This is a genomic window from Bacillus spizizenii TU-B-10 (genome assembly GCF_000227465.1).
Taxonomy (GTDB): Bacteria; Bacillota; Bacilli; order Bacillales; family Bacillaceae; genus Bacillus; species Bacillus spizizenii.
Genome location: NC_016047.1, coordinates 581,555 through 606,219 on the forward strand (window position 1 = coordinate 581,555; position 24,665 = coordinate 606,219).

Annotated in this window: 20 protein-coding genes and 1 riboswitch; of the genes, 18 read left to right on the plus strand and 2 right to left on the minus strand. The window is 46.3% G+C overall.

Annotation, left to right across the window (positions count from 1 at the left end; translation table 11 throughout):
• The first annotated feature begins 98 nt into the window (after positions 1-98).
• The 3 genes from GYO_RS24675 to GYO_RS24685 all read left to right on the plus strand — a co-directional run bounded on the left by GYO_RS24675 (position 99) and on the right by GYO_RS24685 (position 5,004).
• Positions 99-1,001, plus strand: coding sequence for an aldo/keto reductase (locus tag GYO_RS24675; protein ID WP_014112686.1), 903 nt, complete (start codon positions 99-101; stop codon positions 999-1,001).
• A gap of 189 nt (positions 1,002-1,190) precedes the next feature.
• On the plus strand, positions 1,191-3,281 hold the full coding sequence (mtlR, locus tag GYO_RS24680) for a mannitol operon transcriptional activator MtlR (protein WP_014112687.1): 2,091 nt from the start codon (positions 1,191-1,193) through the stop codon (positions 3,279-3,281).
• 211 nt (positions 3,282-3,492) lie between these two features.
• Complete coding sequence (locus tag GYO_RS24685; RefSeq protein WP_014112688.1) at positions 3,493-5,004, plus strand: class I adenylate-forming enzyme family protein; 1,512 nt, start codon at positions 3,493-3,495, stop codon at positions 5,002-5,004.
• Positions 5,005-5,022: 18 nt separating this feature from the next.
• Here GYO_RS24685 and GYO_RS24690 read toward each other — a convergent pair whose 3' ends face one another.
• Positions 5,023-5,619, minus strand: a complete 597-nt coding sequence (locus tag GYO_RS24690) for a class I SAM-dependent methyltransferase (RefSeq protein ID WP_014112689.1) — start codon at positions 5,617-5,619, stop codon at positions 5,023-5,025.
• Positions 5,620-5,769: 150 nt separating this feature from the next.
• On the opposite strand from GYO_RS24690, the gene GYO_RS24695 reads away from it, so the two are divergent.
• The 5 genes from GYO_RS24695 to amj all read left to right on the plus strand — a co-directional run bounded on the left by GYO_RS24695 (position 5,770) and on the right by amj (position 9,602).
• Positions 5,770-6,630, plus strand: coding sequence for an SDR family oxidoreductase (locus tag GYO_RS24695; protein WP_014112690.1), 861 nt, complete (start codon positions 5,770-5,772; stop codon positions 6,628-6,630).
• Between the two features lie 15 nt (positions 6,631-6,645).
• Complete coding sequence (gene lyxE / locus GYO_RS24700; protein ID WP_014112691.1) at positions 6,646-7,155, plus strand: D-lyxose ketol-isomerase; 510 nt, start codon at positions 6,646-6,648, stop codon at positions 7,153-7,155.
• Positions 7,156-7,236: 81 nt separating this feature from the next.
• Positions 7,237-7,788: a GNAT family N-acetyltransferase gene (locus GYO_RS24705; protein WP_014112692.1), complete on the plus strand. Its 552-nt coding sequence runs from the start codon at positions 7,237-7,239 to the stop codon at positions 7,786-7,788.
• Between the two features lie 77 nt (positions 7,789-7,865).
• On the plus strand, positions 7,866-8,288 hold the full coding sequence (locus GYO_RS24710) for a pyridoxamine 5'-phosphate oxidase family protein (RefSeq protein ID WP_014112693.1): 423 nt from the start codon (positions 7,866-7,868) through the stop codon (positions 8,286-8,288).
• A gap of 504 nt (positions 8,289-8,792) precedes the next feature.
• The gene (gene amj / locus GYO_RS24715; RefSeq protein ID WP_003225092.1) at positions 8,793-9,602 is read left to right on the plus strand and encodes a lipid II flippase Amj; all 810 of its coding nucleotides are present in this window, start codon (positions 8,793-8,795) and stop codon (positions 9,600-9,602) included.
• Between the two features lie 44 nt (positions 9,603-9,646).
• On the opposite strand, the gene GYO_RS24720 is transcribed toward amj, so the two are convergent.
• Positions 9,647-9,937, minus strand: a complete 291-nt coding sequence (locus tag GYO_RS24720) for a DUF3817 domain-containing protein (protein ID WP_014112694.1) — start codon at positions 9,935-9,937, stop codon at positions 9,647-9,649.
• A gap of 185 nt (positions 9,938-10,122) precedes the next feature.
• On the opposite strand from GYO_RS24720, the gene lrpC reads away from it, so the two are divergent.
• From lrpC to GYO_RS24770, 10 genes are all read left to right on the plus strand, one after another.
• Positions 10,123-10,557, plus strand: coding sequence for a transcriptional regulator LrpC (lrpC, locus tag GYO_RS24725; RefSeq protein WP_014112695.1), 435 nt, complete (start codon positions 10,123-10,125; stop codon positions 10,555-10,557).
• A gap of 64 nt (positions 10,558-10,621) precedes the next feature.
• Positions 10,622-12,808: a DNA topoisomerase III gene (locus GYO_RS24730; protein ID WP_014112696.1), complete on the plus strand. Its 2,187-nt coding sequence runs from the start codon at positions 10,622-10,624 to the stop codon at positions 12,806-12,808.
• A gap of 202 nt (positions 12,809-13,010) precedes the next feature.
• Positions 13,011-14,099, plus strand: coding sequence for a glycosyl hydrolase family 8 (locus GYO_RS24735; RefSeq protein ID WP_014112697.1), 1,089 nt, complete (start codon positions 13,011-13,013; stop codon positions 14,097-14,099).
• Positions 14,080-14,931 carry a cyclic-di-GMP receptor EpsK gene (gene epsK, locus GYO_RS24740; protein ID WP_014112698.1) on the plus strand — a complete coding sequence of 284 codons (852 nt, stop codon included), beginning with the start codon at positions 14,080-14,082 and terminating at the stop codon, positions 14,929-14,931. The genes GYO_RS24735 and epsK overlap by 20 nt, the downstream gene beginning before the upstream one ends.
• Positions 14,932-14,941: 10 nt before the next feature.
• Positions 14,942-16,651 carry a DUF2334 domain-containing protein gene (locus tag GYO_RS24745; RefSeq protein ID WP_080010115.1) on the plus strand — a complete coding sequence of 570 codons (1,710 nt, stop codon included), beginning with the start codon at positions 14,942-14,944 and terminating at the stop codon, positions 16,649-16,651.
• Positions 16,644-17,906, plus strand: a complete 1,263-nt coding sequence (locus tag GYO_RS24750) for a glycosyltransferase family 2 protein (RefSeq protein ID WP_014112700.1) — start codon at positions 16,644-16,646, stop codon at positions 17,904-17,906. Before GYO_RS24745 ends, GYO_RS24750 begins: the two co-directional genes overlap by 8 nt.
• Positions 17,907-17,911: 5 nt before the next feature.
• Positions 17,912-20,023, plus strand: coding sequence for a cellulose biosynthesis cyclic di-GMP-binding regulatory protein BcsB (locus GYO_RS24755; RefSeq protein ID WP_014112701.1), 2,112 nt, complete (start codon positions 17,912-17,914; stop codon positions 20,021-20,023).
• Between the two features lie 134 nt (positions 20,024-20,157).
• Positions 20,158-20,302, plus strand: a riboswitch (cyclic di-AMP (ydaO/yuaA leader).
• A gap of 193 nt (positions 20,303-20,495) precedes the next feature.
• Complete coding sequence (gene kimA, locus GYO_RS24760) at positions 20,496-22,319, plus strand: potassium transporter KimA (RefSeq protein WP_014112702.1); 1,824 nt, start codon at positions 20,496-20,498, stop codon at positions 22,317-22,319.
• Between the two features lie 58 nt (positions 22,320-22,377).
• A complete protein-coding gene (locus GYO_RS24765) occupies positions 22,378-22,773 on the plus strand; it encodes an NUDIX hydrolase (RefSeq protein WP_014112703.1) in 396 nt (131 codons plus the stop codon).
• A gap of 120 nt (positions 22,774-22,893) precedes the next feature.
• A complete protein-coding gene (locus GYO_RS24770; protein ID WP_014112704.1) occupies positions 22,894-24,618 on the plus strand; it encodes a pyruvate oxidase in 1,725 nt (574 codons plus the stop codon).
• The last annotated feature ends 47 nt before the right edge of the window (positions 24,619-24,665 follow it).

The window sequence follows — 24,665 nt, forward strand, 5'->3', positions numbered from 1 at the left end:
TGCCTTTTTGACAGGAGCGAAAGGAAAAAGGGGATCTGAGGCCGAATGAACTAATAAGGGGCAAAACCCGGTTTATACAAAGAAAAGAGGGATTTTGCATGCAGCGTATTCAATTGGCGGAGGATCTTCAATTTTCAAGAGTCGTACACGGGCTTTGGCGGCTGAATGAATGGAACTATTCAGATGCCGAGCTGCTCAGCCTCATTGAATGGTGTATCGATCACGGCATCACAACCTTTGATCATGCGGATATTTACGGAGGCTATACGTGCGAAAAACTGTTTGGAAATGCCCTTGCCCTTTCGCCCGGATTAAGGGAAAACATAGAGCTGGTCACAAAATGCGGCATTGTTCTTGAATCACCTGAACGTCCCGCACACAAATCGCATCATTATAACACAAGCAAATCACATATTTTGGCATCTGTTGAGCAATCCCTTTTAAACCTTAGAACGGATTATATCGACGTACTGCTGATTCACAGACCTGACCCGCTCATGGATCCGGAGGGAGTAGCAGAGGCGTTTCAGGCGCTAAAATGCTCCGGCAAGGTCAGGCACTTCGGCGTTTCAAATTTTAAAGATCACCAGTATCGCATGCTGGAATCGTATTTGCCTGAGAAGCTCGTGACCAACCAAATTGAGCTTTCTGCATATGAATTAGAAAATGTTCTGGACGGCACTTTGAACTTGTGCCAAGAAAAACGGATTTCGCCGATGGCTTGGTCACCGCTGGCAGGCGGCAAAGTTTTCACTGGTGACACGGAAAAAGACCGCCGTGTCCGCTCGGCGCTCGAATCTGTTCAGGCGGAAATCGGCGCCGCTTCATTGGACGAGGTGATGTACGCATGGCTGTTCACGCATCCGGCCGGCATCATGCCGATTGTCGGAAGCGGAAAACGCGAGCGGATTTCCGCCGCAGTAAACGCTTTGGCATACAAGCTTGACCATGATCAGTGGTTCCGTATTTTTACAGCCGTACAGGGTTACGATATTCCTTAACAAAAAGCACCAGCTTAGCAGCTGGTGCTTTTTCAATATTGTCACACCGCTTAGTGCCAAATTACCATTTATAAGTGATTGAAACTCACTTGAAAGCGTTTTATATTATAAAGAAAACCTCTCTTTTTCCTCTCCTGTATCTCCTTGCGACTTCATCCGCACATCATGACTGTCTAGGAGGCCTTTTTTATGTATATGACTGCCAGAGAACAAAAGCTTTTAAAGCACTTGTTATTACAAAATCGATATGTAACCGTAACTGAGCTTGCTGAGCTGATGGAAGTCAGCACGAGAACCATTCACAGGGAGCTCAAATCAATTAAGCCGCTGATGGAAACTGTCGGGCTTACGCTCGATAAGCAGCCTGGAAAAGGGCTGAAGGCAGTGGGAAGTCCCGAAGATAAACAAAAGCTGCTTACCGATTTATCATATGAACAGCATGAATATAGCGCGGACGAACGGAAACTGCTTATTCTCTGTTCGTTATTAGAGTCTCAGGAACCCGTCAAGCTGTACACGCTAGCTCATGACCTGCAGGTGACGAATGCCACGGTCAGTTATGACTTAGACGAGCTGGAGAAATGGATTTCTCCCTTCGGATTGACACTGATCCGTAAAAGAGGTTTTGGCATCCAACTCATAGGACCGGAGAATGCAAAACGTAAAATTGTCGGCAACCTGATTGTGAATCGCCTCGACATCCAAATGTTTTTGGAAGCGGTTGAATTAAACATCAAAGGTAAAGCTGATTCTTCAGAGTCAGAGAAAATGTTTGGTGTAGTCAGCAAAGGCGAGCTGTTAAAAATGGAGCGTATCCTATTTCAGCTGAAAGAAGAAATCGCCTTTTCATTGTCCGACAGCTCTTATATAGCGCTCGTCGTCCATCTGACGTTTGCGATCGAACGGATCAAGCTTGGGGAAACCATCACCATGGAGGAAAATGAGCTTGAGGAACTGAAAAATGCGAAAGAATACAGCTCCGCTCTTGAAATCGCTGGCGAGCTTGAACGTGCCTTCGGCGTGACGATTCCAGAAGCGGAGGTCGGCTATATTACAATCCACCTTCGAAGCGCCAATCGAAAATACAAAACAGAATACAAAGCACAGGAAATCGAACTGGAAACAGCCCTTCAAACAAAGCGGCTCATTGCTTTTATTTCAGACAAAATCAGAATGGATCTCACGAAAAACTACTCTTTATATGAAGGGTTGATCGCCCATTTGGAGCCGGCCGTCAGCCGCATAAAAGAGAATATCGAGATATATAATCCGATGAAGGAACAGATCAAGCGCGATTATTTTCTGCTTTATATGGCGATCGAAGAAGGCGTGGAAAAGTATTTTCCGGGTATGTCCTTTTCTGATGATGAGATCGCTTTTATCGTCCTTCACTTCGGGTCTGCCCTTGAAATCAAAAAAGAAGAAGCAAAAGTGAAAGCGCTTGTCGTTTGCTCGAGCGGGATCGGCTCTTCGAAAATGCTTGCTTCCAGACTGAAGAAAGAACTGCCGGAAATTCAATCGTTTGATATGTCATCTTTGATCGAGCTGAAGGGCAAGGACGTCCAAGCCTATGATATGATCGTTTCCACCGTTCCGATTCCTTACGAAAACATTGATTACATTATGGTCAGCCCGCTTTTAAACGAGGAAGATGCAAACCAGGTGAAACAGTATATCAAGCGGAAAATTCCGCTCATTCTTGAGAAAAACAGAAGCCCGAAGGAAGAGGTGCAGCAAGCTGACGTACCTGACATGCTGAAAGCGGCGGAAAGCATGGGGCGGTATATGGCCGTCATTCAAGATGTTCTGCGCCACTTTACACTTACTCACCTCAAAACAAACCCGGATCATAGTATGCTCTTGTTAGAGCTTTTTCAACAGCTGAAGAAGGATGGCTTGATCCGTGATCCGAAAAAAGCGGCGGTTTGCCTGGCGGAGCGGGAGAAACAAGGGGGATTGGGAATCCCGGGGACGAACATGGCACTTTATCATCTCAAAAATGATGAAATCGTCCTGCCTTTTTTCAAAATGTATGATCTGAGCACCTCTTATGAAGTGAATGGCATGGACGGAAATACCCTCAGCATGACACGCATCCTTGTGATGATGGCGCCTAGCTCATTATCTGCTGAAGGATCGGAGATTTTAAGCGCGATCAGCTCCGCTATTATCGAGAGCAGAGAGAGTATGGCGGGGTTTCAGGGAGAGGGAGAACAAGAACTGTATCAGCGGTTAAACCGCATATTTTTCACATGGATGAAGGGAAAAAACATACTGTAATCCGGCATGGCACACGTCAAAAAATTGGCGTGTGTTTTTATGTGGATAGGGTACAAAATAAGAAAAAGTGGGACTATTTTATCATTCAGTAATGGAATAATTCCAAAATGAAATAGTTTTACAAGTTATCTTTTTTGGGTTAAAATGGGTGAGGTAAGGAAGAAAATCTAACAAATAATTGAAGATTCAAGAGAATATAGGAGATGACGATATGGAAACATTACAGCATCTGATTCTGCATGACATGCCGGATAGCGAAGAAATAGAAGCTGTAAAAAGCGGAGCTCATACACTGACATATAAAGGTTACCGCAAACGGATTAATCAGCTGGCGAATGCCCTGCTGCAAAAAGGAATTCAAAAAGGCGACCGTATTGCATTGCTTTGCAAAAACGGTCATCCCGCATCAACTGTTATGTTTGCTGCGCTTGAAATAGGTGCTGTTGTCGTACCTGTCAGCTGGCAGCTGAAACCATATGAAATGACAGGTATTTTAAAAGCAAGTGAACCAAAAGCGATGTTTTATGGAGCGGAGTTTAAAGAGACACTGGACGAAGTTCTTCCTGAACTGTCTTCACTGTCTTTAACAATGGAAACAGGGACAGCTTACGAAACATCTGCTGAATTTGAAGCTCTGTTTGCTGGTCCTGATCATTTGCCCGAAACTGAAATGGTTTCCCCTGATGATACAGCGCTTCTGATGTTTACGTCTGGAACAACGGGAAACCCGAAAAGATGCATGATCACACATGGCGGCATATACAGATACGTAACAAGATCCAACAGCTCAACAACACGCATGAAGAGCCTTCGTTTTCTCGCGTGCCACCCGATTTACCATACGAGTGCGCTCATTTGCATCATGCTTGGAACCTTTGCAGGCACAACCTTCATTTTTACAAAGGACCAAGATCCTGTTCATATGCTGAAGGTCATTGAAGAAGAAAAAATTCAGAGTGTGATGGCTCTTCCTGTGTTTTACACGTATTTGCTTGAAGCGTGGGAAACGCACCAAACCGACTTATCTTCGCTTGTGATTTTAATGACAGGCGGAACAAAAGTGCCGAGCAGCCTGATCCGCCGCTATCTTGATATCGGCATTCCGCTCGCGCACGGGTATGGAAGCACTGAGGCTTGGGGAATCAGCACATGGACGCCTGATATGGGAATGGATAAAGCGGCCTCTGCAGGAAAGCCTGTGGCAGGTGTTAAAGTCAAAGTGGAAGATCCTCAGACGGGAGAAGAACTCCCTCAAGGAGAAATCGGCGAAATCGTTGTTCACACCCCATTTTTATTTAAAGGCTATGAAGACAATCCAGAAGCGACAGCGAAAGTGCTGCAAAACGGCTGGTTTAGAACTGGAGATTCAGGCTATGTAGATGAAGATGGCTTTATTTTCATCACTGGACGCTACAAGGATGTCATTATTTACGGAGGCGATAACGTCTATCCGGATCAGGTTGAAGAAGTCATCCAGCAGATTCCGGGAATCCTTGAAACAGCGGTGGTCGGTATTCCTGACCCTCTGTACGGGGAAAAGCCGAAAGCTTTTATCGTGACAAACGGCGGCCAGCGTATAACGGAAGAGGATGTCATCGCATTTTGTAAAGAACGCCTTTCCGCTTACAAAATACCTGAAGTCGAGTTCGTTAAAGAACTGCCTAAAAATAACCTCGGCAAGGTGAAAAAAGACGTCTTGCGCAAGCAGGCCGTACATTCGTAAAAAGAGAAGCCCGCCACTTTATGTGGCGGGCTTCTTTGCAGTTGCACAGACAGAAAGCTCAGGCTTCATGTTTTTAAATTGCAACTCAATGTCTTGGAAGCCGGCCGCTTTAAAGTCAGCAATCATCTGTTTTCCAAATGATTTGGTTTTCTCGGGACTGGCATCCGCTTCCCGCGGCTGCATCGTAATCGCTGCTTTTCCGCCGGGCTTTAGCGCCCGAAATATCTGTTTCATGCCTTTTGTTTGGTCATTCCAAATGGTGTAGTTGTTAACGGAAATCACTTTATCATAAAACGAGGCATTAAGAGGAAATGTCTCGACACTTCCTTGTATCAGTCGCACCTCCTTCGTTTTTACTCTGCGGGCGGCCAGCTTCAGCATGGCCTCTGACACATCAATCCCATCAAGACGGATGTCCTTTTCACGATTCAGCATCTGCTGCATGCAGTATCCCGGCCCAAACCCCACTTCTAAAATGCTGTCCCCGCGTGTGATCCCCAGCTGATCTATTGTCCACTGATTCAGTGTCTGATTTTCAGCAGCCATGATGTACCCGGCAATCATGCCGATTACGCCCTTTGGCCTGCTGAATTTTTTAGAAAGCATGTTAATCATTCAGCAACCCCCTTTGCAAGTTATTTCCTCCTTGCGTTTCATGTGAAACATTTTTCTGATAAAGCAATGTGAAGGTGCCAATCCATGTTTATCCAACGAACGTGTGAGGTACACAACAAATAGACATGAAAACAAAGGAGGAGAATCATCATGGCCAATTATCCAAAAGAACTGCCGGCCCAAACCCAAAATCGCCAACCGGGAATTGAAAGCGAAATGAATCCAAGTCCGGTGTATGAGTATGAGGATTATAAAGGAGCGGACAAATTAAAAGGAAAAGTAGCGCTCATTACGGGCGGCGACAGCGGGATCGGACGCGCGGTATCCGTTGCTTACGCAAAGGAAGGCGCTGACATCGCCATTGTGTATAAGGATGAGCATGGGGACGCCGAAGAGACGAAGAAGCGTGTAGAACAAGAAGGCGTAAAATGCCTGCTGATCGCTGGTGACGTAGGTGAAGAGGAATTCTGCAATGAAGCGGTTGAAAAAACGGTCAAGGAACTAGGCGGCCTTGACATCCTTGTAAATAATGCCGGTGAACAGCATCCGAAGGAAAGCATCAAAGATATTACAAGCGAACAGCTTCACCGCACATTCAAAACAAACTTTTATTCTCAATTTTATTTGACTAAAAAAGCAATTGATTACCTGAAACCGGGCAGCGCGATTATCAACACGACATCTATCAACCCGTATCGCGGGAACCCGACGCTGATTGATTATACAGCGACAAAAGGCGCAATCAATGCCTTTACCAGAACAATGGCGCAGGCGCTTGTGAAAGACGGCATCCGCGTAAACGCAGTCGCGCCAGGACCAATCTGGACACCATTAATCCCGTCTACGTTCTCTGAAGATAAAGTTGCTCAATTTGGGCAAAATACGCCGATGGGCCGTCCGGGTCAGCCTGTTGAGCACGTCGGCTGTTATGTGCTGCTGGCTTCAGATGAGTCATCTTACATGACAGGCCAGACGCTGCATGTCAACGGCGGAGACTTTGTAACGACGTAAGAGGGAGTGAGACATATGGACATCACGAAAGAGGAAGTAAACGGCTATTATCAAAAAGCCGGTATTGTATTAACGGATGAGGAAGTAGACCAAATCCAGCTGATGGACTACGGCTTAGGAAAAGAAAGAAAAGTCGGGCTCCAGCTCTTTGTCTACGTCAATACGGACCGTTATTGCTCAAAGGAACTGGTGCTGTTTCCGGGACAGACTTGCCCGGAACACCGCCATCCGCCGGTCGACGGCCAGGAAGGCAAGCAGGAGACATTCCGTTGCCGCTACGGAAAAGTGTATCTTTACGTAGAAGGAGAAAAAACGCAGCTTCCAAAGGTTCTCCCTCCGCAGGAGGATAGAGAACACTATACGGTCTGGCACGAAATTGAACTTGAACCGGGCGGACAATATACCATTCCGCCAAACACAAAGCATTGGTTCCAGGCCGGGGAGGAAGGTGCCGTGGTGACGGAAATGTCTTCGACGAGCACAGATCAACATGATATCTTTACCGATCCAAGAATACAAGGATGAGGCGTAACAGCCCATCCTTTTTTGTGTTGAAAAAAAGGGAATCATCGTTATAATGGGTAAAAAAGGAAAGAGGGCGAGGGAATGTTCACCTGCAAGGTAAATGAGCACATCACCATTCGATTATTGGAGCCAAAGGATGCGGAGCGGCTGGCCGAACTCATTATCCAAAATCAGCAGCGGCTCGGCCAGTGGCTGTTTTTTGCGGAAAATCCAAGCAGTGCTGAAACGTACAGAGAAACGATCATTCCAGATTGGCGGCGGGAGTATGCCGACCTGAACAGCATCGAAGCGGGGCTCCTTTTTGACGGCAGCCTATGCGGCATGATCGGTCTGCATAACCTTGATCAAGTGAATCGAAAAGGGGAAATCGGATACTGGATTGCCAAAGAATATGAGGGCAAAGGCATCGTTACCGCCGCCTGCCGAACACTCATCACGTACGCTTTTGAAGAGCTTGGACTGAATCGCGTTGCTCTCTGTGCTGCTGTAGGGAATCAGAAAAGCAGAGCGGTCCCGGAGCGGCTCGGCTTTCAAGAGGAAGGAAAGGCACGGGACGGCTTATTCGTTAATGGCAGGTATCATGACCTTGTCTATTACAGCTTGCTGAAGCGTGAATGGAAAGGATCAAAATAAAGCGCGCATTTTTTTGTTTAAATCTTCCCCGGATGTGGAAAAGTAACAGCGGAGACGTTAAAAAGGAGTGATTCAAGATGAATCAGCAAGACATTAAACAAAAAGTGCTGGATGTTCTAGATCACCATAAAGTAGGCTCGCTCGCAACGGTTCAAAAAGGCAAGCCGCATTCCCGCTACATGACTTTTTTCCATGACGGGCTGACGATCTACACACCGACAAGCAAGGAAACTCATAAAGCGGATGAAATTGAGAACAACCCCAATGTCCACATTTTATTAGGCTATGATTGTGAAGGCTTTGGCGACGCGTATGTTGAGGTTTCCGGGAAAGCCAAAATCAACAATTCGGCAGAACTGAAGGACAAAATATGGAGTTCCAAATTAGAGCGCTGGTTTGACGGTAAGGATGATCCGAATCTGGTGATTCTTGAAATTGAACCGGAGGATATCAGATTAATGAATGCCGGAGAGAAAACACCGGTCTCACTCGAACTATAAAAAATTTGTGTTTTCAGGGGCGATATGTTATCATGAATAGCTAGTAAGAAAAATAAGCAAATAAAAAAGAAAGTAAACTTCTTTTTTCTGTTTTGAGAGAGAAGCTTACCGCTTCCCAAGCAGCATAACCAGCTGCCCTTATTCTTTTCCTTCATAACAAATCGCCCCTAACGATGAGATGGAAAAAAGACTTTTTTGTTTTACAATTCACACCGGCGCGGCTTCGGAGCCGCAGTGACGATTGAGAGGTAGGGCTTTCGTTGTCTTGTGTTCAAGAAATTTCCATGGTGTTTACTTTCCAGAATGATTCTTCGGAACAATGCTTTATGAATCTAACCCGCCCGACTTGGCGGATGATATAATCTTTATTTGCGTATAGAAAAGAATAAGACAAACCGCTCGGCGTACGCCGGCGGTTTTTTATTGTTAAAAAACACATCGCACTGAAACCTCTTTGTCTTCTTTCGAGTCTTATCTCTAGGATGAAATTGGAGGAAGAATAACGTGCATGTCATGACAACACAAGTACTTTTTATTTTCTGTTTTTTATTACTGATTCACTCGATAGAAACCTTAGCTTACGCCACAAGGCTTTCCGGGGCCCGCGTGGGATTTATTGCGTCCGCGCTTTCCCTTTTTAATGTCATGGTCATCGTGTCCAGAATGTCGAACATGGTGCAGCAGCCCTTTACCGGACATTTAATTGATGATGCGGGAAAAAACGCACTGGCGATTGTAGGCGAACAGTTCCGCTTCTTGATTTTCGGATCGACAGTCGGCACCATCCTGGGCATTATCCTGCTTCCGTCTTTTGTCGCTCTTTTTTCACGGGCGATTATTCACTTGGCGAGCGGCGGCGGCTCCGTTTTTCAAGTGTTTCGAAAGGGGTTCTCAAAACAAGGATTCAAAAATGCCCTTTCCTATTTGCGTCTGCCGTCTCTTTCATATGTAAAGGGATTTCACATCCGCTTGATTCCGAAGCGTTTGTTTGTCATCAATATGCTGATCACATCGATTTATACGATTGGCGTGCTTTCAGCTTTGTACGCAGGCCTTCTGGCGCCGGAGCGCAGCACGACAGCCGTCATGGCATCGGGCTTGATCAACGGAATTGCGACGATGCTGCTGGCGATTTTTGTTGATCCTAAGGTATCCGTTCTTGCCGATGATGTGGCAAAAGGAAAACGAAGCTATACGTATTTAAAATGGACCTCTGTCACAATGGTCACATCAAGGGTGGCAGGCACTCTTCTCGCCCAGCTGATGTTTATTCCGGGCGCCTACTATATCGCGTGGCTGACAAAGTGGTTTTGATAAGAAAGGCTGGATCATAAAGATCCAGCCTTTTTCGCGCTTACTTATTTATATTTCCGTAATCCGCGGTCGTACAAAAAGTTTCCGAATGGGACAAAAGCGGCGATGAAGCCGGCGGCTGACCATTTCAGCGACCATTTGACAGAGAAGGTTGCATACGCCAAGACAAGCAAATACAAAATGAACAACCCGCCGTGAACCGAACCGACAATTGTCACCGCCAGCGGAAGGCCTGCCCAATATTTAAGCGGCATGGCGATGAACAGCAGGATTAAGAGTGACATTCCTTCAATAAAACCCATCGTGCGAAGTCTTCCGATCGGCGTTTGCAGCATAAATCGCCCTCCTTGTGGACACGTTTTCATTCTATACTATAAACAATCCGGAGGGCGCATATGACAGCTTTCAGAAAATGTTCGGAAAACATTCATTTTTAAATACTATTTCTAGGGGACTGTACTTGTCATTTACAAAAATACCCGAGATAATGTGTACAAAATCATAAAAGAAGGATGTTGAAATGAAACTTGACCAGATTGATCTGAATATCATTGAGGAGCTGAAGAAGGACAGCCGTTTGTCAATGAGGGAATTAGGCAGGAAAATTAAGCTGTCGCCGCCATCTGTGACAGAACGGGTGAGGCAGCTTGAATCGTTCGGGATCATTAAGCAATACACGCTGGAGGTCGATCAGAAAAAGCTGGGGCTTCCCGTTTCATGCATTGTGGAAGCAACCGTCAAAAACGCGGATTACGAGAGGTTCAAAAGCTATATTCAAACATTGCCGAATATCGAATTTTGCTACCGGATTGCGGGTGCAGCCTGCTATATGCTGAAAATCAACGCTGAAAGCCTCGAAGCGATAGAAGATTTCATTAACAAAACATCGCCCTACGCGCAAACCGTCACTCACATTATTTTCTCAGAAATTGACACGAAAAACGGGTGCAGTTAGAGAGTGCTTGTTCAAGTCTGTTATAATAAAAGGATGAGCGTGAAAGAAAGAGAAGTGATCAAGCATGTCAAAAACAGTTGTATTAGCTGAAAAACCTTCAGTCGGCCGGGATTTGGCCCGGGTGCTGAAGTGCCATAAAAAAGGAAACGGTTATCTCGAAGGCGATCAATATATTGTTACATGGGCTTTGGGCCATTTGGTGACACTTGCTGATCCGGAAGGCTACGGAAAAGAATTTCAATCATGGCGGCTGGAGGATCTGCCGATTATCCCAGAACCATTAAAGCTTGTTGTGATTAAGAAAACCGGAAAACAGTTCAATGCGGTCAAATCGCAGCTTACCCGTAAAGACGTCAATCAGATTGTCATCGCGACTGATGCAGGCCGGGAAGGGGAGCTTGTTGCGCGCTGGATCATTGAAAAAGCAAATGTCCGTAAGCCGATCAAGCGGCTGTGGATTTCATCTGTGACAGATAAAGCGATCAAAGAAGGCTTTCAAAAGCTGCGCAGCGGCAAAGAATATGAAAACCTGTATCATTCTGCCGTCGCCAGAGCGGAAGCGGATTGGATTGTGGGGATTAACGCGACCCGTGCCCTCACCACAAAATTCAATGCCCAGCTATCATGCGGCCGTGTACAGACCCCGACGCTTGCTATGATTGCAAAGCGGGAGGCGGACATTCAAGCGTTTACGCCGGTTCCATATTACGGCATCCGCGCGGCGGTCGATGGCATGACGCTGACGTGGCAGGATAAAAAATCAAAACAGACGAGAACGTTCAATCAAGACGTAACTAGCCGTTTGCTAAAAGACCTCGAAGGAAAACAAGCGGTCATTGCTGAGCTGAAAAAAACAGCGAAAAAAAGCTTTGCACCTGCGCTTTATGATTTAACGGAGCTTCAGCGTGACGCCCACAAGCGCTTCGGATTTTCAGCCAAAGAAACGCTTTCTGTGCTGCAGAAGCTGTATGAGCAGCATAAGCTCGTCACATATCCGCGGACGGACTCAAGATTTTTATCCAGTGACATCGTCCCGACGTTAAAAGACCGTCTGGAAGGCATGGAAGTAAAACCGTATGCCCAATATGTCAGCCAAATTAAAAAACGCGGCATCAAATCTCATAAAGGCTACGTCAATGATGCGAAGGTATCAGACCACCACGCGATTATCCCGACCGAAGAGCCGCTCGTTCTCAGCAGTCTGAGTGATAAAGAACGGAAGCTGTATGACCTGATTGCGAAACGTTTCCTTGCTGTATTAATGCCGGCATTTGAATATGAGGAAACAAAGGTCATCGCTGAAATCGGCGGAGAAACCTTTACGGCGAAAGGCAAAACCGTGCAGTCACAAGGGTGGAAAGCCGTTTATGACATGGCGGATGAGGATGATGAGCAGGAGGATGACAGAGATCAGACACTCCCTGCCCTTCAAAAAGGCGATGCTCTTACCGTCCGCATGTTAACTGAAACAAACGGCCAAACGAAGCCGCCTGCCCGCTTTAACGAAGGGACCCTGCTGTCAGCGATGGAAAACCCAAGCGCCTTTATGCAGGGAGAAGAAAAAGGCCTCGTCAAAACGCTTGGAGAAACAGGCGGCCTCGGCACAGTGGCAACACGTGCCGACATTATTGAAAAACTGTTCAACAGCTTTTTAATAGAGAAAAAAGACAAAGATATTTTTATCACTTCTAAAGGAAAACAGCTCCTGCAGCTTGTTCCGGAGGATCTGAAATCACCGGCCTTAACGGCAGAATGGGAGCAAAAGCTGTCTGCGATCGCCGCCGGCAAATTAAAATCATCTGTCTTTATTAAAGACATGAAGGCTTATGCTAACCAAACGGTAAAAGAAATCAAAAACAGCAGCCAAACCTTCAGACACGACAACGTCACGGGAACGGCATGTCCGGAATGCGGCAAAATGATGCTGAAGGTAAACGGCAAACGCGGCACGATGCTCGTGTGCCAAGACCGTGAATGCGGAAGCAGAAAAACGATTGCCCGAAAAACAAACGCGCGCTGCCCGAACTGCCATAAAAAAATGGAGCTTCGCGGCCAAGGCGAGGGCCAGACCTTCGCGTGTGTCTGCGGGCACCGTGAGAAGCTTTCCGTATTTGAAAAACGAAAAAACAAAGACAAAGGGCGCGCTTCCAAACGGGACGTTTCCTCTTATATGAAAAAACAAAATAATAAAGAAGAGCCGATTAACAACGCGCTGGCAGAACAGCTGAAGAAACTCGGTTTGGATAAATAATAGAAAAACCTGTGCATATCGCACAGGTTTTTCTATTGGACTTAGGTCCCGTTTTTTTATTGATCAAAAAGGGAAAAAAAAGCTAGCAATCTGCATTTTTTTCTTTTATAGTAAATGTACTTTGTAACATGGCAGTCATATTTTCGTCTATATATATTTGTGAGCGTCTGAATCGTTTCGGGCGACAAAGGGGGATTTGCCTGTGAGGCATCTGTTAATCGCTGTCATCTTATTCTTCTTATCTATCGGACTTTCCGCAGGGTGTGTTGAAGCTGGAAACAAGACCCAAAATCAGTCAACAGCAGAAATGAACACCAGCCAGCTCCAGCCGGCAGAGTATTTCATCTATCACAATCTAATGAATGACCAAGGGTTAATCAAAACCGATTTTTCAGACCAGCCTTCGTATCTATCAGAATCTCTTGGCCTGTGGATGGAGTTTTTGGTCAGCAAAAATGATGCCCCGCATTTCCAGGAGCAATATCAGCATCTGACGGATTCATTTCTGCTGAGCAATCACTTGGTAACGTGGAAGATTCAAAACGGCCAAGCGAGCGGGACGAATGCGCTGATAGATGATATGAGAATTATGCTGTCTCTTGACCAAGCTGCCGCAAAATGGGGCCGCAGCGACTACGCGCAAACGGCCCGGGATATCGGCACGGCTTTGAAGACATACAATATGAACAACGGATTATTTACAGACTTTTACGACTCACAGGCCGCTTCAAAGGATGTGACGATTTCATACGTCATGCCTGATGCATTAGCTGTCTTAAAGAAGAATGGAATCATAGACGAAGAAACGGAACAGCGGAATGCCAATGTTCTCTATTCAGCTCCTTTAAAAAATGGCTTTTTGCCGAAAACATACAGCTCTGTCACGAAGGAATACACGTATGATAGTGAAATCAACCTGATTGATCAGCTGTACGCTGCTTGGCATTTGCCGGAAGGGAATGAAAATGCCGCTGTTTTAGCGGACTGGATCAAGCAGGAATTTCAGACAAACGGAAAGCTGTACGGACGATATTCGGCAGATACGAAGGAGCCTGCCGTCAAATATGAGTCGCCATCCGTATACGCATTAGCCGTATTATTTTTAACGAAACAGCATGAAGACAGCTCTGTCATCAAAGCCATATATGACAGAATGAGTGACTTTGAAATTCATGATCCGGTGAAATCGTATTATGGAGGCTATATGAGCGGCACTCAGACGCATTCTTTTGACAATCTGCTGCCGCTGTTAGCCGAAAGGAAGCTTTTTAATGAAAATATCATTCAATGAATCACAAAAATTATTTACTTATTTTTCAGGGCTCATTGCAGCCCTGTCTCTGTTTATTTATTATGTGTCAGTCCAGCAATCGGAAGGGGCTCTGATCATTTGCATTACGTTTGTCGTCATCGCCGCAGGCATCTGGTTCGGCCCGATTTACGCGCTGGCAGTGACCTTAATCGTACTCTTTGTTCTCGGTACCTTAATGATGTTTTTCCAGACTGGACAGGCTGCGCTGTTTCCGGCTGAGGAAGGGCTGCGAATGCTTGTCGTGTGGGGAATTGCGCTTTTGCTGTTTTCTTTTATATCAGGAAGAATCCACGATATTGCAGTAGGGCTTCGGCGATCAGTTACACGGCTTCAATCCGAAATCAAAAGCTTTGTCGCTGTGGACAGAGTGACCGGATTTGATAACAAGCAGAGGATGAAGCTGGAACTTTCAGAGGAAATCAAACGGGCGGAGCGCTACGGCAATTCTTTCGTGTTTTTGCTGCTGCATATGCATTATTTCAAAGAGTTTAAGTCTTTGTACGGTGAAAAAGAAACAGACCGTCTCTTCCAATATGTCAGTCAGCAAATCAGGTCAAGCGTCAGGGAAACGGATAAGAAATTCCGCCCCTCTGACGAGCGTATCGGGATCGTGCTGACGCACACGCCAGCTGAACATATGCCGGCCGTCCTGACAAAGCTGAAAAAACAATTAGACACGTATCAGCTGGAAAATGGAAAGTATGTGTCGCTCACGTTCCACGTCTGCTACTTGCCTTACCGTAAAGATATCAAAACAGCTGATCAATTTTTAGAAGAACTGGAAAACGAGATGATGATGAATGAACTATAAAGGAATCACGCTGCTCTGCGTCACAATGCTTCTGCTTTCGGCTATTGCATCTTTTCCCGTTTCTGGACAAGCGAAAGAGCCGGATGCCGGCATCCTCATCATCTATTCAACCTTGGACGGCAAAGAGTCGTCTCAAGTCAAAATGCTCGATTTGCTTGCGGGCCACTTTACATCCCATGTGACCGTCAAAAAAGATTCAGACGTGGAAGCGTCGGATTTCAAAGGCAAAGGCCATGTGATTTATTACGGCCAAACGAAAAGAAAGCTCAGCAAAAAATTAGTGTCTCTTATCAGCAACGTAAAAAAAACTGTTGTCGCCATCGGCTATAACGCTGGCCAAATCAGCCAATTTTCCGGGCTTTCATTAGCCCGCAAAGAAAATGTGTACCAGGTCCACAGCAGGTCGGAAAAGGCCGAGGTATCTCTGGAGAGCGGGCTTAACGTGCTGAGCGTATCAGGCCTGAAAGGAAAGGCGCTTTATACCTTCAAAGCCGGTGACGGCAAAACGCATTCTTTTATATGGAAAACAAAAAAAGACAATGTGTACATTGGATTAACGAATTTGTTGAATGACAATTTGATCGTGGCGAAACAGCTCAGAGAAGTTTTCGGTGAGAAGGCGGGGGCGACGTTATTGTATTTGCGTCTCGAGGATATCAGCCCGATGTCTGATGAAAAATTGCTGCTTCAAGCCGGTACATATCTGCATAAGAGGCATGTTCCTTTTATCCTGGCAGTGATTCCCGTTTACTTGAATCCGGAAACAGGCGACAAAGTGTATTTGTCTGATAAACCGAAGATGGTCCAGGTGCTGAAAAAGCTGCAAAGCATGGGCGGCAGTATCATTGTTCACGGCTATACACACGCCTATCGCTACAGTGAAACAGGAGAGGGCTTTGAATTTTGGGATGCAAAGGCGGATCAGCCGATTACATCTGGAAATGCCGAAGACACCCCATCCATTTTGGAAAAAGAGCAGGACTTTCCGAACGAACACGCCTATAACAGCTATCTAAAACCATTTCGTGAAAAGGAAGAAACGTATACAAAGCAAAAATTGACGCGCGCTATTGAGGATTTGACATCATCGGGTCTCTACCCGCTTGCATTTGAAGCCCCGCATTACACGATGTCCGAATATGGCTATCAGATCGCCTCGCAGTATTTTACAAGCATATTCGGCCAGGTTCAGCTCAGCAGCACAACGTGGAAAACATCCGGTGCACCCCCGTTTGTGAGTGCTTCTTCGATGTTGCACGGCATGACGCTGTATCCGGAAACGATCGGCTTTGTCGATACATCTAAGCAAAACCCGCTCGGCGATATGGAGGAGCACATCTCCCAGATGATTGATTTTGAAGGTGGAGTAGCCGGAGGATTTTATCACCCGTATCTCGGGATGAAATATCTGCCGGAGCTGGTTGATCAAATGGAACGCATTCCAGACAGTGAATGGCTTGATTTAAAGAAAACGAAACAAACCGTCAAAACAGACAAAGTGGAAATCCATACAAGTGGTGACGGAACGATTCAGGTGAAAAACGGCGTAAGCGCCATTGACGAGTTTTTCGATCATCATCGGCAAACCCCTCTGGAAAAGGCGTTATGGATTCTCTCCGCAATCGTGCTCTTATTTGTCGTCATGTTTGTCAGTTATACGTTTTACTTGAGAGCCACATTGAAAAAACGAATTTTTAAGGAGAGAAGAAGCCTTGGGTAATACGCTGTTCTTTATCTCGCTAAGTTTAATATGGGTTATGCTTCTCTACCACATGTTTCTCATGCAGGGCGGATTTCGCCACTATATGACCTTCGAACGGGACATCCCGAAGTGGAGAGAAAACATGAAGGAGCTGCCAAAGGTTAGTGTTCTCATCCCGGCGCATAACGAAGAGGTTGTGATTCGGCAGACGCTGAAGGCGATGGTCAACCTTTATTATCCGAAGGACCGTCTGGAGATTATCGTCGTTAATGACAATTCATCAGACCGGACGGGTGATATCGTCAATGAATTTTCCGAGAAATACGATTTCATCAAAATGGTGATTACGAAGCCGCCAAACGCAGGAAAAGGCAAATCCTCTGCACTTAACTCTGGTTTTGCCGAATCGAACGGCGATGTGATCTGTGTATATGACGCCGACAACACGCCTGAGAAAATGGCCGTGTACTACCTTGTGCTCGGCCTGATGAATGACGAAAAGGCAGGCGCCGTGGTTGGGAAATTCCGCGTCATCAATGCGGCAAAGACGCTGCTGACGAAGTTTATTAATATCGAAACGATCTGTTTTCAATGGATGGCCCAGGGAGGCAGATGGAAGTGGTTCAAAATCGCCACTATCCCAGGCACCAACTTCGCGATCCGCAGAAGCATTATCGAAAAGCTCGGGGGCTGGGATGACAAAGCGCTTGCTGAGGATACCGAGCTGACGATCCGGGTGTATAACCTTGGCTACCACATCCGCTTTTTCCCTGCCGCCATCACTTGGGAGCAGGAGCCGGAAACGTGGAAGGTGTGGTGGCGCCAGCGCACCAGATGGGCGCGCGGCAATCAATATGTTGTGCTGAAATTTTTGGCGCAGTTTTTCAAGCTGAAACGAAAACGGATTATCTTTGATTTGTTTTATTTTTTCTTTACGTACTTTCTGTTTTTCTTTGGCGTGATCATGTCAAATACGATATTTGTAGTGAATCTGTTTTATGATTTGCATTTGTCGGTCGGTTTTTTGGCAATGATTCTCTGGATTTTGGCGTTCTTCTTATTTATGACAGAGGTCATGATTACGTTGAGCATTGAAAAAACAGAAATGAACAGGCAAAACTTTTTTATCGTATTTCTCATGTACTTTACATACTCGCAGGCATGGATTGTGCTGGTCATCTATTCTTTATTCGTAGAAATCAAGCACCGTTTATTCAAGCAGGAGGTCAAATGGTACAAAACAGAACGATACAATCAACATAAAAGCGGGTGACCTTTTTGAAACAAATAATGATTTTTCTCACAAGCTTCATGCTCATGGCGATGGCCGGACAAACGGCTTTTGCCAAAGAGGTGGAGGTCAGCGGTTCGCTCCTCGGAAAAAGCAGCCAAGAACAAGCCAAACAGCAGGTGCTGACAAGCGACCTGATTACACTGTACGGATCAAAAGACAGCGCGGAGCTGACGTATCAGATCCCGGCAGGCGCATCTTCCGGCAACCAGCAATTGGTGATTGAATACGAGGCATCAAATCTTTTAATTTCTCCATCATCGTTAACGGCTGTCATTGACGATGAACCGGTCAAAACGTTAAAGCTTGATGGTGATTACAAACGGAAAACAGTAAAGCTAAACCTGAATAAAAGCCAGTCTGCCCAAGGCTATCACAACGTATCGCTGAAATTTTACGGCGTGATGAAAGAGGGCGTTTGCGTCAGACAGGATACGTCCGGCAACTGGATCAAAATTTATCCGGACAGCCGCCTGACGCTGGCGGACAGCAGTGAAGCGAAGGGAACGTCGCTGGATCATTATCCATATCCTTTCGCCCAATCGGGAAATACAGCGGAAGAAACCGCCATCGTCATTCCGGATGACCCAAGTTCGGCCGAAATCGAAGCTGCAGCTAAAACAGAAGGCTATTTGAAAACGGCGGACAGCAGTGTCAGCATTTCGTATGTTACGGAATCTGAACTGAAGAAAATAGACAAGCCGACGATTTTCATCGGCGTGGACAAGCATTGGAACGGCAAGGTGAAAAAGCTGATGAAACAAGCCGGCTTACAGGCAAAAGGAGACAAGCTCCTGCTTGCGGAGCGGGTGCTGAAAGCAGAGGGCAAGCAGCAGCCGGTTCTGTTTGCGGAAGCGTCATCCGATGATGTGCTCACTGAAAAAATCAGTGTCATCACGGATCAGACTTATACAGGCCAGCTCAGCGGCGACACACTCTCAATCAGCAAGCTGAAGCAGGCAGAAAAAAAAGAAAGCAATAAGCTGACTCTCGAGAATTTTGGAGCGGGTGATATCACAATTGGAGCTGACAAAACTTCTTCTGCACATTACTTTTATCCAGCTTCGGCGGTTTTAGACCAAAACCAATCAGCAAAGCTGTCGCTCAAGCTGAAGAAGTCCGAAACAATTCAAGCCTTAACGGCGGAAAACGAATCGGTTTCTCAGGCGGCAGAACTGAAGATCATGATCAATGGCCAGCCGCACTCGGTCCGGCTTGATGATTTAGGAAAAGAAGATAAAAACGGATTCTATCATGTCATGGTAAAAGTGGACCCTAAACTGCTGCAAAAAAACCGCTACATTGATATTCAGTTCGTTACGACTGGGCTAAAGGAAAACAATCCTTGCAACACCACTGATGAAGAAAAGTGGGTCTTTATCGATAAAAGCAGTACATTGTCTTACGCCATCAAAGATATGTCTCCGTCAGCGGATTTCCAAGAGTGGCCGCTTCCTTACGCTGGAAATCAGGAACAAACAACGCTAATCGTTCTTCCTGACACCGTAAGCCAATCGAAGCTTGCGGAACTTTCTCTCGTAACGGAGTCCTTCGGCAGTGAAGCGCAGCACACATATACGGTGAAAAAATCATCTGATGTAACAGCAAATGATGCCAAAGGGCGGAACCTCATTTTCATAGGGGGTATCGATCAATTTTCTCTTCTGAAGGAGAAATCATCAGATCTGCTTGTTCCGCAAACAAAGAACGGCTCGTTTGATGTATCAGGTTTTGAGATGCTGAATGAGACAACAAAACGAGTGGCATTTACTCAAGCGTCTCTTTGGGATACACGCTACACAATGGCTGTCTTTGCACCATCAAAAGGAACTGGCACGGCTGTCACGAAAGAGATCATCAGTTATCTGAATAGTACCGATGACTCGGCAACCGTCGTTAACGAAACCACCAGCCAGCAGGTGTTTACAAACCACCAGCAGCTTAAATCTGAAACTAACAGTTCCAGCGCAGAGCAATCATCACAGGATAATAGCCAGAAATGGCTGTATATTGGCGTGCTGGCACTTATTATGGTGATTGCGGCAGTGTTCATTTGGGTTGCCGTAAGACGAAGAAAAAGAAAGACAGATACAGAATAAAACAGAGGCAATCTAGCCTCTGTTTTATTATTTTTGGTATGTAAATTCCAGTTGTGGAACCTATCATTTTATTTTTTCCGCCCGGCCAATAAGCCTCTTTACAACGTGCAGGAACGGGAGTATGATCTCTTTTAGAAAACAAATCGCTTAATCTGAAATCAGAGCGGGGGACCCATTAGAACGGCTTTTTTGCCGTTGGGGTGAATCCTTTTTAGGTAGGGCAAACTCTCATATGCCCGAATCCGTCAGCTAACCTCGTAAGCGTTCGTGAGAGGAGATGAATGAAACCTGTGTTCGATGTGATGGCACAGGGGCATCCGTTTGCCTCTGTGTTTTTTGCTGTTCATTTTTAGAATGCAAATCGCATACAGAGACATCATAGCAGAAAGGACTATTACAAAATGTGAGAGCTAGATGCTGATGTTTTTATTGTTTTAATTGAAAAATGAGAAATTAAAAGGGGAAGACATCGATGTATCATTCAATCAAACGTTTTTTGATTGGGAAACCACTAAAATCTCAAGCAGCTGGAGAGCAAAAACTGACGAAATTAAAAGCCTTAGCGATGCTTTCCTCAGATGCGCTTTCATCTGTCGCATACGGCACAGAACAAATTTTAATCATTTTGGCAACAATCAGTGCTGCTGCATTTTGGTACTCCATTCCGATTGCGATTGGCGTCCTCATATTGCTGCTCGCACTGATTCTTTCATACAGGCAAATTATTTACGCTTACCCGCAGGGCGGCGGAGCGTATGTTGTGTCGAAAGAAAACCTCGGTGAAAAGCCGGGATTGATCGCAGGCGGTTCACTGCTTGTCGATTATATTTTAACGGTAGCGGTAAGTATTTCCGCAGGAACGGACGCTATCACGTCGGCCTTTCCTGTATTGCATGATTATCATGTGCCGATTGCTGTTTTACTTGTTTTAGTCATTATGATTTTGAACCTGCGCGGGCTTTCGGAATCAGCATCGATTCTTGCCTATCCGGTTTATCTGTTTGTGGTGGCACTTTTGGTTTTGATAGCAGTCGGGTTGTTTAAACTCATGACAGGGCAAATAGACCAGCCAGTCCATCATACACCGCTCGGTACACCTGTAGCCGGCATTACGCTGTTTTTGCTGCTCAAGGCTTTTTCTTCGGGCTGCTCGGCTTTGACCGGGGTTGAGGCCATTTCTAACGCGATTCCTGCTTTCAAAAACCCGCCTGCGCGAAACGCGGCTAGAACTCTTGCAATGATGGGCATTTTGCTGGCGATTCTGTTTTCTGGGATCACGGTGCTCGCATACGGCTATGGAACGGCGCCGAAGCCCGATGAAACGGTGGTTTCACAAATTGCGTCTGAAACCTTCGGGCGGAATGTGTTCTACTATGTGATCCAAGGTGTCACATCACTTATTTTGGTCCTTGCGGCAAATACGGGATTTTCAGCCTTCCCGCAGCTTGCCTTCAACCTGGCGAGAGACCAGTACATGCCGCGTATGTTTACAGTCAGAGGCGACCGCTTAGGCTTCTCAAATGGGATTATCTTTTTAGGCGTTGCTTCGATTGTGCTCATCCTGCTATTCGGAGGACAGACAGAGCATTTAATCCCGTTATATGCTGTGGGCGTATTTATTCCATTTACGCTTTCGCAAACCGGCATGTGCATCAAATGGATTAAGCAAAAACCAAAAGGGTGGATCGGAAAAATGCTGATCAACTCCTGCGGCGCTTTGATTTCGTTTATGGTTCTGTCGGTCCTGTTTGTGACGAAGTTTAATGTTGTATGGCCTGTGTTAATCTTTATGCCTATCGTCGTTTTACTGTTTTTTGCGATTAAAAATCACTACACAGCTGTCGGTGAACAGCTTCGCATCGTAGACAAAGAGCCAGAAGAAATCAAAGGCACGGTTGTGATTGTGCCTGTAGCTGGTGTCACCACCGTCGTGCAAAAATCGATTCACTATGCGAAATCACTGTCCGATCAGGTGATCGCAGTTCACGTGTCATTTGACAGAGAACAGGAAAAGAAATTCGAAAAACGCTGGGAAGAGCTCAATAACGGAGTGCGTCTCGTTACGCTTCACTCCTCGTACAGAAGCCTTGTCCATCCGTTTGATAAGTTTTTGGAAACAGTTGAGGCAAAAGCGAAGAAGGAGCAGTTTTCCGTCATGGTGCTGTTTCCGCAATTTATTACGAAAAAACGCTGGCACACCATCCTTCACAACCAATCGGCTTTCCTCCTCAGAGTCCGGCTGTTCTGGAAAAAGGACATAATGGTTGCCACGCTGCCGTATCATTTTAAAAAGTAAAGCTCTAGGACCAAGGGAATCACCTTGGTCTTTTTTTTGCGGGAAAAGGAGAAATGCAATGTATACACAAGGTGCATTTGTGATCGTGTTGAACAACAATCAGCAGATTCTGCTGGTTAAACGAAAGGATGTCCCTTTATGGGATCTGCCGGGCGGCACGATCGATCCCGGGGAAACGGCTGAGGCAGCGGCAGTTCGGGAGGTATTGGAAGAAACGGGATACAGCGCAGTGCTTTCTGCGAAAATAGGTGTCTATCAAAGGCCAAAGTTTCAAGATGAGCAGCATGTATTTGCCGGACACATAACAGGCGGACAAGCGATAGCGAACGGGATGGAGACAGCGGAATTGAAGTGGTTTTCTCCGCAACGTTTGCCGCTTTTTATGGTGCCGAACCGAAAAAGGCAAATCAAAGATTTCGTGAATGGCGCTCTAGATATAACCATCACCCTCTAGGACAGAGGCATGCTTGCGGTGATCGACCTGTTGAAAAGAAGACTGGGCAAGTGATAAAGGTCTCCGGGTTTTAAAGTGTTTCTCCTGTGGTATTGAAAAAAGGAAAAAGGAGGATACGGCATGGCACACAAAACTGCAGGACAAGCAATGACAGAACTGCTTGAACAATGGGGAGTTGATCATGTTTACGGCATCCCTGGAGACAGTATAAATGAGTTTATCGAGGAATTAAGACATGAAAGAAATCAATTGAAATTCATTCAAACCCGCCATGAAGAGGTAGCAGCGCTGGCGGCCGCGGCTGAGGCAAAACTCACCGGCAAGATCGGCGTCTGCCTGTCAATCGCAGGGCCGGGTGCAGTGCACTTATTAAACGGTTTATATGATGCAAAAGCGGACGGCGCCCCTGTGCTGGCAATTGCAGGACAGGTTTCATCAGGCGAAGTCGGACGGGATTATTTTCAGGAGATCAAGCTTGAGCAAATGTTTGAAGACGTGGCTGTGTTCAATAGAGAGGTACATAGTGCGGAATCACTGCCGGATCTCTTGAATCAGGCGATCCGCACCGCCTACAGCAAAAAAGGCGTTGCGGTATTAAGCGTGTCTGATGATTTGTTTGCGGAGAAAATCAAACATGAGCCCGTGTACACCTCACCAGTGTATATTGAAGGGAACCTTGAACCGAAAAAAGAACAGCTTGTCACTTGCGCGCAATATATAAATAACGCCAAGAAGCCGATTATCTTGGCGGGGCAGGGAATGAAAAAGGCGAAACGGGAGCTTCAGGAGTTTGCGGACAAAGCTGCAGCCCCGATCGTTGTCACGCTCCCGGCAAAAGGCGTCGTCCCCGATAAGCACCCGCATTTTCTCGGCAACCTCGGGCAGATCGGCACAAAGCCGGCCTACGAGGCAATGGAGGAATGTGATTTATTAATTATGCTCGGAACTTCATTCCCGTACCGCGATTATTTGCCTGATGACACGCTGGCGATCCAGCTCGATTCAGACCCGGCGAAAATCGGAAAACGCTATCCGGTGACAGCGGGACTTGTCTGTGATTCGACTCTCGGCCTGCGTGAGTTAACGGAGTATATTGAACGGAAGGAAGACAGAAGATTCCTGAATGCCTGCACGGAACATATGCAGCATTGGTGGAACGAAATCGAAAAAGATGAGGCCGAGGCGGAAACACCGCTCAAACCCCAGCAGGTCGTGGCACGTCTTCAGGAAGCGGCAGCCGATGATGCGGTGCTCTCTGTAGATGTCGGCACTGTGACAGTCTGGATGGCGCGGCATTTCAAAATGAACGCGAACCAGGATTTCATCGTTTCCAGCTGGCTTGCGACAATGGGCTGCGGCCTGCCGGGAGCAATCGCAGCAAGCTTGTCCGAACCGGAGCGCCAGGCCATCGCCGTCTGTGGTGACGGGGGCTTTTCCATGGTCATGCAGGATCTCCCGACCGCCGTCAAATACAAGCTCCCAATCACCGTCGTCATTTTAAACAATGAAAACCTCGGTATGATCGAGTACGAGCAGCAGGTCAAAGGCAATATCGACTATGTCACAAAGCTTCAAAATGTCGACTATGCCGCATTTGCAGAAAGCTGCGGAGCAAAGGGCATCAAGGTGACCAAAGCGGAAGAGCTTGCACCCGCTTTCCACGAGGCGTTACATGCTGACCAACCGGTCGTTGTGGATGTCATGATTGGAAACGAACCGCCGCTGCCTGGCAAAATCACCTACGGGCAGGCGAAAGGCTTTAGCAAATACATGCTGAAAAACTTCTTCGAAAACCAAAAATTTGAAATGCCGTCACTGAAGAAAAGTTTAAAGCGGTTATTCTAAAAAAAAACAGGGGCCTTTTGAGGCCCTTGTTTTTATGTATTGGAAAC